At 39.9% G+C, this 17,676-nt stretch carries 21 protein-coding genes; 20 read left to right on the forward strand and 1 reads right to left on the reverse strand.

Annotated elements, in window-relative coordinates:
* Positions 1-73 precede the first annotated feature (73 nt).
* On the forward strand, positions 74-223 hold the full coding sequence (locus tag DWB64_RS19180; protein WP_164980207.1) for a hypothetical protein: 150 nt from the start codon (positions 74-76) through the stop codon (positions 221-223).
* Positions 224-280: 57 nt separating this feature from the next.
* Complete coding sequence (locus DWB64_RS03090; RefSeq protein WP_129486723.1) at positions 281-724, forward strand: hypothetical protein; 444 nt, start codon at positions 281-283, stop codon at positions 722-724.
* Positions 725-798: 74 nt separating this feature from the next.
* Here DWB64_RS03090 and DWB64_RS03095 read toward each other — a convergent pair whose 3' ends face one another.
* The gene (locus DWB64_RS03095) at positions 799-1,665 is read right to left on the reverse strand and encodes a DUF6765 family protein (RefSeq protein ID WP_129486724.1); all 867 of its coding nucleotides are present in this window, start codon (positions 1,663-1,665) and stop codon (positions 799-801) included.
* Between the two features lie 177 nt (positions 1,666-1,842).
* On the opposite strand from DWB64_RS03095, the gene DWB64_RS03100 reads away from it, so the two are divergent.
* The 18 genes from DWB64_RS03100 (at position 1,843) to DWB64_RS03180 (ending at position 17,587) form a co-directional block, all read left to right on the forward strand.
* The gene (locus DWB64_RS03100) at positions 1,843-2,310 is read left to right on the forward strand and encodes a flavodoxin family protein (protein ID WP_129486725.1); all 468 of its coding nucleotides are present in this window, start codon (positions 1,843-1,845) and stop codon (positions 2,308-2,310) included.
* A 101-nt stretch (positions 2,311-2,411) separates the two neighbouring features.
* Positions 2,412-2,969, forward strand: coding sequence for a hypothetical protein (locus DWB64_RS03105; protein ID WP_129486726.1), 558 nt, complete (start codon positions 2,412-2,414; stop codon positions 2,967-2,969).
* A gap of 132 nt (positions 2,970-3,101) precedes the next feature.
* Positions 3,102-4,844, forward strand: coding sequence for a methyl-accepting chemotaxis protein (locus tag DWB64_RS03110; protein ID WP_129486727.1), 1,743 nt, complete (start codon positions 3,102-3,104; stop codon positions 4,842-4,844).
* A gap of 225 nt (positions 4,845-5,069) precedes the next feature.
* Positions 5,070-5,675 carry an accessory gene regulator B family protein gene (locus DWB64_RS03115; protein WP_129486728.1) on the forward strand — a complete coding sequence of 202 codons (606 nt, stop codon included), beginning with the start codon at positions 5,070-5,072 and terminating at the stop codon, positions 5,673-5,675.
* Positions 5,656-5,808: a hypothetical protein gene (locus DWB64_RS19185; RefSeq protein ID WP_164980208.1), complete on the forward strand. Its 153-nt coding sequence runs from the start codon at positions 5,656-5,658 to the stop codon at positions 5,806-5,808. Before DWB64_RS03115 ends, DWB64_RS19185 begins: the two co-directional genes overlap by 20 nt.
* A gap of 39 nt (positions 5,809-5,847) precedes the next feature.
* Entirely contained in the window at positions 5,848-7,173 is a 1,326-nt protein-coding gene (locus DWB64_RS03120) for a GHKL domain-containing protein (RefSeq protein ID WP_129486729.1), read from the forward strand.
* 8 nt (positions 7,174-7,181) lie between these two features.
* On the forward strand, positions 7,182-7,919 hold the full coding sequence (locus DWB64_RS03125) for a LytTR family DNA-binding domain-containing protein (RefSeq protein WP_129486730.1): 738 nt from the start codon (positions 7,182-7,184) through the stop codon (positions 7,917-7,919).
* Between the two features lie 280 nt (positions 7,920-8,199).
* Positions 8,200-9,423, forward strand: coding sequence for an aminopeptidase (locus tag DWB64_RS03130; RefSeq protein ID WP_129486731.1), 1,224 nt, complete (start codon positions 8,200-8,202; stop codon positions 9,421-9,423).
* Positions 9,424-9,632: 209 nt separating this feature from the next.
* Complete coding sequence (locus DWB64_RS03135; protein ID WP_129486732.1) at positions 9,633-10,088, forward strand: hypothetical protein; 456 nt, start codon at positions 9,633-9,635, stop codon at positions 10,086-10,088.
* Between the two features lie 49 nt (positions 10,089-10,137).
* Positions 10,138-10,947 (forward strand): NAD(P)-dependent oxidoreductase, encoded by an 810-nt coding sequence (locus DWB64_RS03140; RefSeq protein WP_129486733.1) that lies wholly within the window; start codon positions 10,138-10,140, stop codon positions 10,945-10,947.
* 48 nt (positions 10,948-10,995) lie between these two features.
* Positions 10,996-11,280, forward strand: a complete 285-nt coding sequence (locus DWB64_RS03145) for a YciI family protein (RefSeq protein WP_129486734.1) — start codon at positions 10,996-10,998, stop codon at positions 11,278-11,280.
* Positions 11,281-11,328: 48 nt separating this feature from the next.
* The gene (locus DWB64_RS03150) at positions 11,329-11,859 is read left to right on the forward strand and encodes an NUDIX domain-containing protein (protein WP_129486735.1); all 531 of its coding nucleotides are present in this window, start codon (positions 11,329-11,331) and stop codon (positions 11,857-11,859) included.
* An 11-nt stretch (positions 11,860-11,870) separates the two neighbouring features.
* Entirely contained in the window at positions 11,871-12,815 is a 945-nt protein-coding gene (locus DWB64_RS03155; protein ID WP_129486736.1) for a GNAT family N-acetyltransferase, read from the forward strand.
* Positions 12,816-12,879: 64 nt separating this feature from the next.
* A complete protein-coding gene (locus DWB64_RS03160; protein WP_129486737.1) occupies positions 12,880-13,872 on the forward strand; it encodes a S66 peptidase family protein in 993 nt (330 codons plus the stop codon).
* 40 nt (positions 13,873-13,912) lie between these two features.
* Positions 13,913-14,530, forward strand: a complete 618-nt coding sequence (locus DWB64_RS03165; RefSeq protein ID WP_129486738.1) for a hypothetical protein — start codon at positions 13,913-13,915, stop codon at positions 14,528-14,530.
* Between the two features lie 361 nt (positions 14,531-14,891).
* Positions 14,892-15,761 (forward strand): hemerythrin domain-containing protein, encoded by an 870-nt coding sequence (locus DWB64_RS03170; protein WP_129486739.1) that lies wholly within the window; start codon positions 14,892-14,894, stop codon positions 15,759-15,761.
* An 8-nt stretch (positions 15,762-15,769) separates the two neighbouring features.
* Complete coding sequence (locus DWB64_RS03175) at positions 15,770-16,063, forward strand: hypothetical protein (protein ID WP_129486740.1); 294 nt, start codon at positions 15,770-15,772, stop codon at positions 16,061-16,063.
* A gap of 189 nt (positions 16,064-16,252) precedes the next feature.
* Positions 16,253-17,587, forward strand: a complete 1,335-nt coding sequence (locus DWB64_RS03180; RefSeq protein ID WP_129486741.1) for an HD-GYP domain-containing protein — start codon at positions 16,253-16,255, stop codon at positions 17,585-17,587.
* The last annotated feature ends 89 nt before the right edge of the window (positions 17,588-17,676 follow it).

The raw sequence follows: 17,676 nt of genomic DNA on the forward strand, positions 1-17,676 counted from the left end.
AGCGGCATAGTTTTGACCCTGAGATATGGTATACTATGCTAAAAAGAAAGCGTGTCAACAAAAGGAGCTTAATATGCCATTTTCAATGATTCATTTATCCATAGCCCTAAGTATTATGGACACAACACCTGAAATCAAACATGCCTCAGACTTCATGCTTGGTGCGATTGCACCTGACGCAGTACATAATAGGGCCAATTACCATAGCGATATGAAAAGGTAAAGCCATCTTTGTGTTGGTGATGAGCCATGGGGACGAGCAACAAACAATGGGCAGTGGATGAAGAACGTACTCAAATTTGTCGATGAAAACCCTAACAGCGAGCACCGCGACTTCATGCTCGGCTATGCCAGCCATATCATCGCGGACATTCAGAACAACATTAAAATCTGGACGCCCTTCAGACTGGAGAACGAAGAGAATTTGAGAAACGGACTAGGCAGCACTTACCATAAAGAGTCTTTTGACATAGATAGCGTACTGTTTCACAGGGAGCCCACTCAGCGTATTTTCGACTTGTTAAAGCATGGTAACGCATATGGTATTTCAGATTTTGCATTTCAAAATGAAATCGAACAACTAAAAGAAGATGTGCTTACCAGCTGGTACAAGTCGAGAGAGGTTTTAGATGTCAGCACGCATCGATATGTTACCTTGGATACCATCGATAAGTTTATTGAAGAAGAGTCAGATTACATCAAAAGATTATTGATCAAGCCTTAACAGCACAAGCCTTAAATAAAGCTCGTCGAGTTCCCTTAAAGAAGAGGATGCGACGAGCTTTTTAGTTTATTTAACTAGATCAAGATTCCGTACTTTGGAAAAAGTTCATGTTGACAGAAGTCGAGGTGATATTTGATGGCACGTTGAAAGAGGAGCCAATCGCTATGATCAAATTCGCTACCGTGGTTGTACAATTTTGACAAGGAATAAGTGTCCCTATCTCCCAAGGCCTCTTTAAACCATAATTTTGAATCGTACTCATGATGGAGGCTAACTCCAAAGATCTTGTTCGCATAGGCTTCTTGCCAGCGTTCCACCCGTTCGTACATGGGTAAGTCTATTCGTAAAAAGTCGTCTAGTTGACCGTAAAAGAGATCCAGCTCTTCTGAAGGGGTATCAAACCATTCAGGCTTAAGATAGCGGATGTCATGGCAAAATAGATGGTAGATTTCAAAGATGAAATTGCGAATGGATACTAAATCCATATCGGTCTTCATCCGCCTATATTTATTTTCCATCAACTCAGAAACCTCTTCATGAATGAAGGTATCGATGAGTATATGGACGTAGATTCCAAGGTAATAAAGACCGAATTCCTGATCAAGGTTTGTCAGGACAAAACGTTTAAGTAAACGCATCATCTCGCTATGGGCATGGCTCTTGACTCGTTCCTGAAAGGTTTCACCTTCTCCGGATGGGAAGAAGTGAAACGGCAAGTAGATTTCAAGTGTCTTATCTTTTTTTGTTAGTAAAAGCGATAGATCCCGATAAGCTGATCTTGTAGGTTCGTAGTCGGTTCCATCTGAAAAGTGAATGGTTTTTTTTGATGTGTTATCATCAATATACTCAGCGGAGTAAGCTATAGTGAATGCGTTTTGTGGTGTTAAGCCAGATTTCACAGCCAGTAGGTAAATCAGGTAAAAATGTAGATCGGTTTTCATAACGCTACACCTCCTAACTTATAGTTACCTTCAAAAAGATTAAAGTTAACTTAAATTTCATTATTTCAAGTAATATTCTTGTATAATTTAGGTAGTATGACTCATCTTGATTGAGCAGAACTTAAAACACATGGGAATTCAATTTAGAGTAGGATATGAACAATAGGAGCCTGAATAATGAAAACACTCATTTTAAACGGATCACCAAGAAAGTCGGGTGACACGATGGCGCTAATCAATCAGCTGACACAAGTACTTAAGGGTGAAGTTGTTCAGATCAACGCTTATGATAAGAAAATCGCATCTTGCACCGACTGCAGGTACTGCTGGTCGAATCATGACTGCATCATTAAAGATGATATGCAAGAGGTCTATCAACTTGTAGAAACAGTCGATGTAGTCGTGATTGCGTCTCCTCTTTACTTTTCAGAACTGACAGGTGAACTTTTAGGAGTGCTCAGTAGGTTTCAAAAGTATTATGCGCGAAGAATTATCCAAAAGGACAGCGCATTCAAGCTAAAGCCCAAACATGGTTTGTTAATCTTAACAGGTGGTGGCGACGGCGGGCCTGGGCCAGCGATTGAAAGAACGTCGATTTTATTTAGACAATTGAACGTAGAGTCGGTAGGCACTGTAACGTCGTAAAAACAATGACACTGCCAGCTTGTGAGGATGAAGCAGCGTTGAGAAAACTTATAGAATATGCGGCGCTGCTGAATGAATGCTAGCGTGATGAAGGAGGTACTATGGAGAAGTTGGTTCAGGCATTAGAAAAACATTCAACTTGGAAAAGAGCCTTGTTCCTATTTATTGTGAGTATGCTGTTTGCGACACTGATCATTACGATGTTTTTCGGCAGAATCCAGTTGGATGCGAACGCAACGATGGATTCACTTACAAGCTATACAAGCGAGGTGTTTCATAATAGTCTTGAGCTACAAGGTGAAGCAGGCAGGACCGGATACTTGCAGCTACATATAATTGATTATCTGTTCATGTCGGTGTTCTATTTATGCATGGCCATGACCCTGCAGCTACTGATAAAAAAAGTCTTCACCACCGATAAGGTTCGGTATTTAGCGCTTATTCCGTTTATCGCTCTGTTATGTGACTTTGGTGAGAATGTCATGATTGATGTGTCTATATGGATGTTTCCTAGACAGTCGCAGCTGATGGGAGTACTTGCAGGTTATTTTACTGCGACTAAAATGATGGTGATCAACATTACGCTGGTCGTCATAGCGGCTCTTGTTATCGCCCGCGTCTGGTCAGGCATCTTCAAAGGGGCTAAAAGCAGGCGATAAGCACAATGAAATTGGCTTTAAAGCGGTTGAAATGGATGAAGCGGGACCTAGCCATATAAATATTTTAATCATCGACTTAATATTCTGAAAAATGGTATACTTATGTAAACATGGGTGATAAGGAGAGTTTAGATGAACTATTTATTGGCGGCAGTGATCGTAGTAGGCGTTTTATATCATTTAGTTTACCGTTTTAAGATTCAAAAAAAAGCACAACGTGTTGGATTACCATCGGAAAAGAACAAGATTATTTCGAACGTAGTTGAAGAGTTACATCACTTATCGGATAAGAACATAGACCTTATCAGTGGCTTTACTTACTCGATAGAAGCAATGACTATAGAAATGAGTCAAGTGGTCAATGAAGTAAGCAACATGTCCGCCAATGCGCAGGAACAGTCAGCGACAATGACAGCGCTCACGCATTTTTTTCAGGAAGTACAAGCGCTTATGGACATCTTAAAGGAGCAATCGCTCAGTTCAAAAGAGATGAGCTCGACAGCTTACCATACGGTTGCTGACAATCAGCACAGCATCATAAATACGGTTTCAGCTTTTGAAGACTTAAAAGGGTTCGTGCTTGCTGCGACCGGGAGTTTATCCAATCTGAATCAGCAAACAGAAAAGGCCGATGAACTTATTTCAAGTATTGCGCGAATATCGGGGCAAACAAACCTGCTCGCACTCAACGCCTCTATCGAAGCTGCTAGGGCAGGTGAGGCTGGCAGAGGATTTTCTGTAGTTGCCGAGGAAATCAGAAAGTTGGCTGAGGAAACCTCGCTGGTGGTTACTGATATCACACACCTATTAAAAGAGATCAATAGGATATCAGACAGTGTCAAAGGCAGTATGGAAGTGACTTCTGATGGGATTGAAACCCAGTCCAATCAACTGCAAAATGCGGTTATAAACTTAAGAACAATTGAAACGACTACTTCAACGCTTGTTGAGACAAACGCTGAACTGTTCGAGCGTACGAGTTCTGCCGCGACTTCGTTTAGTGAAGCAATGAACATGGTAAACGACCTTAATGACGCAATTGAAGATGTGGCAAAGGGAGCAAGCGAGATCAACTCATCGATTTCTGCTCAGGCAGGGGCGGTGGAAAGTCTATCGGGCTCATTGACTAGCCTTGAGACCATGCAATTTGAGTTTGCAAAAAAACTGGATAGCATATCAGACACAAGGGACAAACGAATTGTTGTAGCGACGTCCGCATATGAACCTTATATCATACATGATAAGAAGAGCAGTAAGGTGAGTGGAATCGATGTGGATCTACTCAAGCGTATTTATGAACCTAAAGGTTATGAAGTTGACTTTAAGATCGTTCCTTGGGAGACTTCGATCAATATGATAAGGAGTGGGGTTTCTGATATTCTACCTACACTCTCTAAAACCAAAGAACGGGAACAGTTCATCGCATTTTCGAACTCCTATCGAGCAGAAAACAGATATGCTTTCTACACACAGTCTGATAAAGCGATAAAGATAAACAGTTATGTTGACTTAAGAGGTAAGAAGATCGGCGTGCTTGCCGGTTATACCTACTTTGATGCTTTCGACAAGGATAGTCGTCTAAAAAAGGAAGCCAGTGCGAACGATGCCATCTTATTTGAAAAACTCGAACGAGGTCAAGTTGATGTTGTCATCATGAACGAGCACGGCGGAGATTATTACTTGTCTCAACACAAGCTTGGGAAGAATGTTGTCAAAGAAAGTTATATTGAAGTTGATCGTGGAGCGGATCCAACCTATATGGGATTCCCTATATCAGATAAGAAAAAACACTTGAAAGAACTATTCGACGCAGCCCTTTCGGAAATGGTGAATGAAGGCGCCTTAATAGAAATCGAAAAAACCTATATCGCTTAATCATAACTGAAATACACCTCATCGCTTTAATGGATGAGGTGTATTTTTTACGTTTTCGTGGAATGACAATATTTGACAGCGGAAGCGTCATAAGTATGGATCTAGCCTAATCACTATTATTCCGTCAGAAACATTACGCTAAAGACAAGAAAAGACGCGTTTATGAAATAATTGAACAGATGAGCTCTTGATTTGGTACCTTATTGTTAGAAAGGAGGTCGAACAATGGTTTCGTTAAAAAATGTATGTTGTGAATCAATGAATGATTATCTGGTATCTCATAGGCAGCTTAGTGAGATTGAAAAGGTTAGGGTGAAATATGGAGTAGAGATGTTTTATCTGGCTTTTTCAAAGACGGTTGTAATCGCTTTGATCGCCGGCATGCTAGGCGTGTTGCCCGGAATGCTGCTTGCGATGATAAGCTTTAATCTGATCAAGTCGTCAGCATACGGATTGCATGCCAAGAGCTCGATGCAGTGCCTGTTGATGAGCTTTTTAGGACTAGTCCTACTGCCGATGCTTTGGAGAAACAGTAATCCAAATATCATACTACTGCATAGTATCACCGTATTGATGCCATTATACTTTTACATCTTTGCACCGTCTGACACTGTGAAACGTCCATTAATTGGTGCAACTGCAAGAGCCGGACTTCGACTGAAAGCTACAAAACGTACCTTGTTTATAGGCACCCTGATTATCTGCATACCTAGTGTTTCAATCAAAGTGTATTTATTGTCAGGCCTATTGACGCAAGCTGTACTAAATTGTCCTATCACCTACTATTTAATGAATGAAAAAAGGAGAAATTATGAAGAATTTGAGAAATGAACTGATGGAAAAAATGACAAACGGCATGTTAAAAATGACTTTGGATTATTCCGAGACTTCCGGCCAATGTTTTTTCTTAGGAATAGATGAAATTGAAATGCCAAAAGAGATACTTTATTTAACAGAAGAGTAATCCATTGTGGTATAATTTCCTTGATAGGGGGTTATACCATTGACTTTTTTTATACAAATTTTATTGACACCACTTCTATTCACCATTGTTTGCCGCTATTTGATATCAGAAAGATTCTTAAGACATAAGGATATCTTACTTATCGGCACTCTTGCGGTAATATTAGGAATTATAATCGGCTTAAAGCCATCACTAGAACCGATTACTGGGGTTATCATCCTATTGGTTCTGGTCTACTACTTTGCCAATGAAGGAAACTCCAAAGTAAAGGTGATCAGTATTGTGCTTATCACCATGGTACTTGCAATTTTGGGTGACAACTTATCAAGCATTGTCACAAGCACCCTTTTCGGACTGGAATCGATGACAAGAGAAGTTGTTAGAAGCAGCCTTTATGTCTATATCACCTTGAGCGCGTTTTTGTTCCTATTTATGCTATTGATGGCTTATGGACTAAAGCAACTGGAGTACTTATGGAAAAAGTATCGGGAAGTCGTTGAAAGCAAAGGATTTATGATTAGTATCGTTTCGGTGATGATACTCGTGTTTCTGTCATTCTATTGGCTTACTTTCACCTATGAAGACAAATCGGTTGGTGGCGTATTCGCACTGAGTATCGCAATGCTGTCCTTATTGATTTCCGTGATTGTCGTCGTCATGATGTTTATGCAGTACAAGTTAAAGGACATCAGGTTAAGTGCAAAAAAAACGGAGATGGATCAACTTACCCGTTACACATCTGAGCTTGAAATGCTCTATGATGATATGCGTAAGTTCAAGCATGATTATGTGAATATGATCGCATCGATGACAGGATATTTGGAGACGGATAACCTAATCGACTTGAAGATCTTCTTCGATCAAAAGATCATGCCGCTTGGTCGAAAGTTTGAACAAGACGATATCAAACTTGGGCAATTGAGCTATCTGATGCAGATTGAACTAAAAGGCATCATCTCATCCAAGTGTCTATATGCACAAGAATTAGGCGTGAACGTATATTTGGATATTGTAGAGCCTGTGACAATCAATATGGACATTATCGATCTTTGCCGTGTAATAGGAATATGGCTGGATAACGCCATAGAAGCCACAATGCTGAGCGATGACCCTAGATTGAAGGTGGGGGTCATCAAAAGAGATTCAAAGACCTTTGTAGTAATATCAAACACGGTAAAAGAAATGCCACCTCTTTTCAAATTGCGGGAAAAGGGATTCTCTACTAAGGAAAAGTCTAGTGGAATCGGTTTGGCAAGTGCACGTAAAGTACTGAATCAATATGATTATATAACAAATGATATGGTATATGAGAACGGTGAGTTCAAGCAGGTACTTGAGGTATTTGAACCATCCGATCTAGCTTAGGAGGACATATGCTAAATATATATATTTGTGAAGATGACCCTAAACAACGACGTCAAATAGCACAAACAGTTCATAATGCGATCTCTATTGAAGAACTTGACATGCAAATCGCAATTCGAACGGGAGATCCACATGAGCTTATTGAAAACATCGCGAATAAGAACGAAACTGGAATCTACTTTCTAGATGTTGATTTGCAAGCCGATATCAATGGCATACAACTCGGAGAAATAATCCGAAAGCATGATCCCAGAGGCTTTATCATCTACATCACGACGCATGCTGAAATGAGCCTTTTGACATTCACTTACAAGGTAGAGGCGCTGGACTATATTGTGAAAGATGAAAGAGATAAGATCAGTGCCAGAATTAAAGAGTGTCTGATCAATATCAATGAGAAATATTCCACAGCTGCTACGGATGTGTTGAAAAGCTTTTATGTAAAAAACAAAGAGAAGACTGTTCATATGGCTTATGAGGATATCGTATTTTTTGAAACATCAGCCACTGCACATAAGGTGCTGTTACATGCCAATGACCGGAGTATCGAGTTTTACTCGAATATGAACGACATTAAGGATAAGCTGGACGACAGATTTATTAGATGTCACCGATCATATATTGTGAATTTAGATAAGCTTGAAGAGGTTGATAAGACAAATAGGGTTGCCAAGTTTGTGAACGGACAAAGTTGTTTTATATCCACTAGAGGAATGAAATTACTGACGGATGCGATGAAAGCATAAGAGAAAGCTGTTGTTTGGCTTTCTTTTTTTGTATCCTCAGATTTTGAAGATGGATTTTGGTATAATTGATCTAGATTACTAAGAAGATCTTTTAGGTTGTTTTGAAAACCACACGGAGATTTTTTGTTGCAAGACTTTACCATATCAATTTATTGAATTTTGATTATACTAAGCGTATTTACCTACCGAAATAATCGTGGAGTAATACTTTGGAGGTCACTGAGACAAGTTGTAGACGCTTGCAGCGGGCTGGGTTTAAGTTTATTAAGGAGTTTTGGTAATGGAGAAATTGAAAAGAAATTATGCGGATTTGCTTGTGAGAAAAGGTGTGAATCTTAAGGTGGGGCAGTATCTGGTGGTTTCTAGTCCTGTGGAGTGTTTTGATTTTGCTAGAATCGTCGCAGAAGCGGGGTATGATGCGGGGGCTAGGGAAGTAATCATTGATTACCAGGATGAGCAGATCTTTAAGATGAAATTTGAGAAGGCGTCTGATGAGGTGTTTGATACTTACGAGGATTGGAGAACTTCTTTGAATGACCATTACCTTTTAGAAGACGCGGCTTTTATCATTCTTGACGCGAATACTCCTGGATTGTTTGAGGATATCGATAGGTCAAGAATGAACAGGTTAGGAGCGGTGGCTTTTCCTAAGCTTAGTAATTATAGAACAAGCCTGATGAACAATAAAGTGACTTGGTGCATTGCTTCAATGCCTACCTTGTCATGGGCCAACAAGGTGTTCCCAAATGAAGTTGAGCCGATCAATCGGTTATGGGATGTCATTCTTAAGTCGGTACGTGTTGAAGAGGATGATTTTTTAGCGAAGTGGGATGAACACATAGACAACTTGAATGAGACTGCTGCAAAGTTAAATGAAATACAGTTCAAACGACTTCATATAAAAAACTCGATAGGAACGGATATCAAGGTTGAACTGCCTGTTGACCATATATGGAAAAGCACACAGTCTGAAACAGTTCAGGGAAGAAGGTTCATAGCCAATATTCCATCAGAAGAGGTTTATACTGCGCCTGATAAACATGGCGTGAATGGAAAAGTTGTCGCGACTAAGCCACTGATTTATAATGGTGGCATAATCGATGATTTTTATCTGATCTTCAAAAACGGTCAAGTGATCGAAGCAAAAGCCAAGCAGGGTAACGATTTGCTATCGGCGCTAGTGAATACCGATGAAGGAGCGAGATTTTTAGGTGAAGTCGCCATCCTACCAAATGATACACCCTTGTCGAATCAGAATTTCCTGTTCCATAACACGCTGTATGACGAGAATACAGGATCTCACTTTGCCTTGGGTCAGGCATCGCTGGAATCCACAAAAAATGGAAAACAAATGAGCGAAGAGCAATTAAATGCTCATGGAATCAATCAGTCAAAGGTTAAAGCCAACTTCACCTTCACCACAGCAGACTTGAGCATTCATGGTGTAGACAAGGACGGTGAAATAATCGAAATCTTGAAGGAGGCTAGGATTGTACTGAACTGATGTAAGCAAGTATGAACAGAGTAATGGGGCAGAGGGTGTACACTTTCTGTCCTTTTTAGTTTTGAGTTGCTTATTGCAAAGATTACTCAAATTATTGAGAGCAGGACTGGCAATACTGTTTCAAAATGGTAAAATGTTAATGATGGAATCTTACTTGATACTTTAGTATATTTAGGCGTATTTAACTGCCTACAAAGGAGAATAGATAAATGAATCATGTCAAAAGAAATCATGTTGCAATCTGGTCTTTTTTAATGGTTTTAATCGTACTGTTCTTTAATATTCTAGTCTATAAAAAAATAGTGGAAATGAGCTTTTTCAACATTCCAATGGTGGCTTTGCTTTTCATCATTGGGAACAAGAAGTTTAGATATGATTGGGCAAATAAATATCGGAATCCAATAGCGATTGTAGTTGCAGTAGTGACTCTGCTTGCGTATAGTTTGATATTGCCTCAAATCTCTCCAGTTGATGTCATGAAAAAGATGACAGAGATATACGATGAAAACAATTATTCAGTAGAAATCATTGGGTATTCAGCATCAGATAGAGAGCATATTTTTGTAAAGGGTGCCTATTTTGTGAAGGTTGAAAATGAAGTTGATGGTAATGTTGATTCCTATATGTTCGATTCAAGTACCGGCGATTTTACAGTTGTATACTAGCGATTTATTGTGATTTGGATCTTGCAATTATACAGAAAGAGAGTATTTTATGAGATGCCTAGTAATAGGGGCAAGTGGTTATTTGGGAAGGTATGTATACCATGGGTTGAAGCGAGAGGCTAATAGTTGTTTGGGGACTTGCTATCGTTCACATGACTCTGAATTTGAGACACTCGATGTTTTGAATACTGAGAATCTAATTGAAATCATGAAGTTTAAGCCTGATGTTGTCGTATGGTGCGTGATGGATGCGAATCTTGAGACTGAAATCTCAGATAATGGATTAAGGAGACTTATTGAACTCTTGTTGCCAGAGACACGACTGGTTTATATTTCTACTACTCTTTCAAGTGGAAAAGACCAGACAGAAGAAGATAAACCTATTGTGAGAAAGAAAGACGAGTACCTCGCCGACTATGTCAACGGAAAGATTTTAGGGGAGGCCATCGTAAAAGGTCATCACAATCATATCATCATCAGACCGGGAAGTATCTATGGCTTTGATTACTTTGGTAAGAAGGATGTCAGAATGGAGCTTTTGAATGAACAAGCGCTGTCCGGGCAGTTATACACAAGAACGGCCAACCTTTACACAAGCTTTGTTCATGTTGAAGATCTAGCCACAGCTATTGTAGAACTTGCCGATCATGAGGTTACTGGAACGATCAACATTGCGGGTGAACGTCCGGTAAGTCATTACATATTTACTAAGCACCTTGCCAAGCTGCTAGAGATCAGCGATGAATTCATCACAGCGGATTATCGACCTGATGCTGAGTATCGTACGCTTAGTTGTGTTCTTCGAAAAAAAATACTTAAATCGAGTATAAGTGATGTGAAAACACAGGCACTCACTTAGGGACTATCAATAAACTGAGACGCATAGAATGATTTAGGAGGAGACAAATTGAAAAAAACTTATGTCATCTTGTTAGAAGATACAGAAAAGCAACTGAATCGAGATGTGATTGCACGCCATGTCAGTCATCTTAAAGGGTTCGATTCTGAGGGGATGCTGATTATTTGTGGGCCGTTTGAGGATTATCGCGGTGGGATGATTATCTTGAACTGCAACAGTTTAGAGGAAGCTCATATGTTGGCAAAAAAAGATCCTTTTGTTTCAGAAGGATATCGAAGTTATTCAGTAAGAACACTAGAGGTCGCAGATAAGTCAAATAACTTTTTAGGTTAAAGAAGAGACTTGATTTTCATTCAGACGATAACTAAGAAAGGTGAAACCATGGAATACTGGGATTTATACAATGAAAAAAGAGAACCGCTTGGTCGTACCATGCTTCGTGCCGCGTCTAAACCTAAGGGAGAGTATCATGTGGTTGTTGATATCTGGACCTTTAACAGTAATGCCGAGGTTCTTGTAACACTACGGGATCATGTTAAGGAATACTATCCTGGATACTGGGAAAACACTAGCGGATCTTCTCAGGCTGGTGAAACAAGCCTTCAGGCGGCGATACGTGAACTGCACGAAGAAACGGGCATAAGGGTGACAGCTGAGGACTTGACCTATCTAGGAACCTTTGTAGAAGAAGCTGCATTTGTAGACACTTATGCTTTATGTAAAGATGTGCCTATACATGAGATACAACTGCAAGAACACGAAACGATAGATGCGAAGTGGATTGATTTAGAGAGCTTAAATGAAATGGTAGAAAAGCAAATTATCGCGCCACCGATTATCGAGCGGTTCAATCCTATAAAAGAGAAGTTGTTTGATTTGATAGATGCAAGTAGATCATCGGATCATGATTAACTGGAGATGACATGAAACAATTCACAACACCACGGCTAAGTTTGAAAGCTTTTAAGCAAGAGGATATACTAGAAGCGGTTGAAGCATTGAACACAAATGAAGCAAGAAAATACTTAGGTGGAATAAGAGAAGACATAGCAGCAAGTGAAGCCTATCACGAGATGCTTGATAAAAGCGGTATCTGGTCAATTAGGCTAATTGATTCGGACGTATTTATCGGTATCGTAAGCCTGACAGACTACCATGAAGCGCACTATACCGAATTAAGCTATGTGTTTTCGGATAAGCACTGGGGTAAGGGATATGCCTACGAGGCAGTCGTGCCGATCATCGAGTATGCAAAAGAACAACTGCGACTGGACGTAATAGTTGCGCAGACCCAAAGTGCGAATTATCCTTCAATCAGATTACTTGAGAAGTTGAACTTTCATAAAAAGCATGAACTGATGAGATTCGATAACATGCAAAGCGTGTACGAACTTCATTTAAACGATTATATCGCTTACCTTAGAGCTAGAGTAGGCAATGCCGCAGTCAACTTGACGGGCGTCAACGTACTCATCACCAATCACAAGCATCAGATCCTTCTTCAAAAAAGAGGGGAATACCCTCTAAAGTGGGGGCTTATCGGAGGAATAGTCGAACTTGGCGAAACACTTGAAGCCGCATGCCTAAGAGAAGCCTATGAAGAAACAGGCCTGACCCTGACAGACCAGCCGACACTCATTGGAACAACCTCTGGAAAAGACTGCTACATGCACTTGCCGAACGGTCACAAGGCCTATTTTATCACCGCAGGTTTTCACATCAACTACAACGGCGAGCCATTAAGCGTAGATGGGAAGGAAACCAAGGAGCTGGTTTTTTTTGATTTTGATAATCTACCTGTGGAACTTGTGAAGAGTCATCGGAATATGATAGATGTATACTTATCAAAGTGTATCGAATTGCATTAATAAAAAGATGAACTTTGTTAGAATTTTCTTGTTGATTCACAACTGAAACAGAAAAGAGGTAAGGATGAAACGTTTGAAAAAAGGTGATGCAATTGGTGTTTTTTCGCCCTCGGCAGCCATAACCGCCTTCGTACCCGAAAGGTACCAGCGGGCGAAAGCATTTCTTGAAAGCAAAGGATTTAGTATTGTAGAAGGAAGTTTGACCGGAAAGAACGACTTTTACCGTTCTGGAACCATAAAGGAACGTGCAGACGAGTTAAACGAACTGATCAGAAACAAAGAGGTGAGATGTATCATGTCATCGATTGGCGGGATGAACTCCAATTCAATTCTCCCCTATATCGATTATGAGGCCTTTAAGGCGGATCCTAAAATAATTGTCGGCTATTCTGATGTAACTGCGATTCTCTTGGCTATTTATGAAAAGACAGGAGTAACGCCATTTTATGGACCGGCCTGTGTGGCATCTTTCGGCGAGTTTCCGCCTTTTGTCGATGAAACCTATCATTACTTTTCGCAAATCTGTGTCGAAGGACCAGCACTTCCCTATGTGTATCCGACACCGCCAGTTTGGACTGAGGAGTTCATCGATTGGAAACTGCAGGACCGTTCAAAGGTAGGGACTCGTAATGAGCTTGTCACTGTATATGAAGGTTGTGTAAGTGGAAGACTTATAGGTGGCAATTTGAATACGATAATGGGGATTTGGGGCAGCGAGTACATGCCCGAAATTCGCGTGGGAGATATTCTATTTATCGAGGACTCCTTAAAAGACGCTGCGACAGTTGAAAGAAGTTTTTCACTTTTGAAACTAAATGGTGTTTTTGATAAGGTTGCTGGCATAATTTATGGAAAGCATGAACTGTTTAAAGATCAAGGAACAAGTAGAAAACCCTATGAAATTCTAGTAGAGGTGTTGGGTGATACAAGAGTACCACTACTCGCTGAGTTTGACTGCAGTCATACACATCCAATGCTGACCTTGCCAATTGGCGCGAATGTCACCCTTGATGCTACCAATAAGAAAGTCATACTTGATCAAGTGGAAATCGAGTAATGGTTATAAAGACATGATTTTGAAAAAGGAGTGGAATCAGATGGGAAATTTAGAGGTGATCACCCAGTCAAAATGGAAGCGTGATCTGAAACATGATTATTTTTGCAGTGGCAGCGATACGCTCGTGGTCATGTTGCCGGGATATGGCTATTCGGTACATAAGCCCATATTCTATTATCTTTCTGATGTGGTCATGAAACTTGATTTTGATTTACTGAGGGTCAATTACGGATTTCAACTCAGCCAAGAAGACATGTCGTTTGAACATGAACTGACAGTACTTAGGGACGAGGTTTTAGAGGTTGTATCAAAGGTTGATGCTAAGGTGTATAAAGAATTAATCGTTATTGGAAAGAGCATAGGAACAGGTTTTATGGACGATGTTGTCAAGTGTTTAGGTACCGATAAAGTAAAAAGAATCTATCTGACTCCGATCGATAGAACCCTACCCGCGGATATAAGCAGCGATATGATGATCGTCTATGGCGACAAGGACAGCTTGCTGAGTATGGAGAGTAAAAATCGAATTAAGGGTTCTGCAGCAAGCGTAATGGTGGTAGAGGACGCCAATCATACTCTGAAGACGGGTGCGATGGATAAAGACCTTGAGGCAATCGCTACTTTAGCAGAGCAAGTAAGTGCATTTTGTACCTGTTAAATAATTGAAGGAGTAGGTTTATGGGTACGATTAAGATATATCGTAATGTAGCGAAATTGAAACACATCGACTTATTCCATTTATACACAAAAACAGTGTGCCCTACCAGCTTATTCCCCCCATGGAAGATGGGGAAGGGCTGAAACCTGGGCAGATTTTATGAAGCATTATGGCGATAGGTACAGAATCATCGCACCTTAATCCCAAGTTGGTCGACCGCATAGCCATGCTCGACAAATCATCAGGCGGACAGGAGAATGCGAGTGTTTTTCTTGTCGTAATTTTGATAATTTTTTGAACTGGATGGACTGATTGGACTATAGCTTATTTCACTAGCATAAACTAACGTAAGGAGAAGTAAATGAAGAAAATCACGATTATTGAGTCCACCGATTTCATTAGGTTAAAATTGAAAAAAATTCTTAATGATTATGGTTATATGAATCTAGAGATGCATGATTCGATTATCGTTAAACGTGTTGATTTTATGTTTAAGCAATCGGAACTAATTATTCTGGATTTGGATAATTATGATTTGGACGTCATTGAACTGGTAAAGGAGCTTAAAACGAATAAAAGTACAATGGGTATTCCAATTATCCTTCTGAGCGGTCAATCCGATATAGGCATATTATCTCAGGCGATTAAGGCTGGATGTACTGATTTTGTAACAAAACCTTTTAGTGCCGGTCAGATATTCGATAAGGTCAACGGTCTGATTGGGCGTGATATTCAAAAGAGTGACATAGAGTCATCCACTTATTTCGATGGTGCCAAAGAAGCCGTTGAGGCAAACCTTCAGTGGGCAGAGGATTACAAGATAGGCATTAAGGAAATAGATAAGGAACATAAAGAAATAATCGACAGTTTCGGAAAACTATACGAGCTGATGAAAAATGGACAAGGTCATGAGTATTATCATGAATTGACTACTTTTCTTGAGGGCTATGTCATGATGCACTTCGCAAATGAGGAAGCGATTCAGAAGAAAATTCTTTTTGATCAACATGATGAACATGTTCTTTACCATCGTCTATTTAGAGATAGGGTTGATGATATCATATCCTCAAATAAGAACAGAAAAATCACGGATTATGACCTGATTAAGATCAATCTGTTTGTTAAAGATTGGATTCTTCATCACATACTTGTGGAAGATAAGAAAATCGGTGAGTTTCTCACACGAGAGGGAGAGAAAATTAACATTGAAGCCAAACAAGGGGATGCTTAAGACGAAATGTGGAATACGATGAACTCAAAAATGGTGAATACTTTGCATTTGCAGGTATGATGATATGGTGTGGTGTGATATACATAAGAGGCACAGGTGTAGTTCCTGATAGATTACTTGACTTTAGCCATATCGGGCCGAATTTAGGTTCAGCGCTTGTACTATCCGAAACGGTCCATGCGGTTTTTCTTGGCGCGTCTTTTGATTGGAAGGATATAGCTGCAAGTATCGTAGGGCTAGGCGTTATTGCACTTGTAGTCAACAGTGGGGATTTGGATGGGTTTATCCCTCAGATTGGTTAATTGAAATAGAGCTGAAATGCTCTTTTTTTTGCATCAACCGCTTGGTAGACGCCAGCGGAAACAAGGAGATCGTACGACTTTTAGGGCTATATTGGAGCGGTACTGCGTTTATTTGAATACATTTTATGTAAAACCGGTAAGTAAATCAACTTCGGTAGGGTATGGATAGGACAAAGGACGGACAAACTTATGTCTAAATATCGCTATAAATCCAATATCATAAAACATTACTCAAGTTTGATACTAATAGTTATTCTGACTCTTGCCTCAGCTGTCACAGGTGTTATTTCAAACCATGCGATGGATAATTTAATCACTAGCCATACTCAGCTTTATCCGGATATGCTAAACGTGATTATCAAAGACAATGAAGAGCTTGTTAAGGTATTTATGGATGAGCGATTGTATGACAAGGTAGAGGACAATCCTGATTATCTTACCAATTTTTACAGTATGGGTGATGTGTTTCGTGTGAAGGTATGGAGCAAAACCGGTAAAATCCTGTGGAGTGATGATAAGAACATCATCGGTAAGCGGTTTAGTGATAACATCGAGTTTAATAAGGCCCTGGCAGGAGAAACCAACTATTCTGTGGAAAAAGCGAACTCCGCAGAAAACAGTTCAGAAATTGAAGCTGGTAAAATACTAGAAATTTATATACCTGCGATAGTTGATGGACAAATCATAGGAGTGATTGAGCTTTATGAACGATATGATTCTTTAGCAGCGAATATAAGAAAGATGAAGTTATTCCTCTATGTGACGGTAATCGTATTTGGAACTATTTTGTACATCTTGCTTTTCTCCATATTTTATAATGCGTTCAATAAACTTAGGAACATCAACCATCAGTTGGATAAGACAAAAGAAGTAACACTATTTGCGGTAGCTTCTTTAGCGGAGGCTCGTGATCACGAAACGGGCTATCATTTAAAGAGGACCTCGGTCTATGTTGGAGTCCTTGCCAATCACCTTAAAAAGCTGAATGAATATAAGGGATACATAACAGATAGCTATATAGATGACCTAGTGAGATCTGCACCTCTTCACGATATTGGAAAAGTGGGGATTAGGGATTACGTACTTCTTAAAAATGGAAAGTTGACAGATAATGAATTTGAAGAAATGAAAAGTCACTGTATCATTGGAGCAGAAACCCTTGCTTCAGCAGAATCAAAGATCGATTTTGCATCATTTCTGACGATCGCAAAGCAGATCACGATGCATCATCATGAAAGATGGAACGGCGAGGGCTATCCTGACGGTTTAATCGGTGATGCTATTCCAATCTCAGCACGTATGATGGCGCTTGCGGATGTGTATGACGCACTTAGAAGTGTGAGGCCGTATAAAAAATCGTTTTCTCACGAAATCTCACGTCGGATTATTATTGAAGGACGCGGAACGCACTTTGACCCTCAGGTGGTGGACGCCTTTATCGCGCATGAACAGGAATTTAAAGAGACATCTGAAAAATATTTTGAAACCGAATATGGTACTGTAAAACGATTTGAACGAATTTAAGCAGTTTATGACTGAGTGATAGCGGTATGCAAGGTATTACCGATAAAAAACTAAAAAGAGCGGAGTCTTAGATAGAAATGCTGAGAAAA

The sequence above is a fragment of the Fusibacter sp. A1 genome, from assembly GCF_004125825.1.
GTDB lineage: Bacteria > Bacillota > Clostridia > Peptostreptococcales > Acidaminobacteraceae > QQWI01.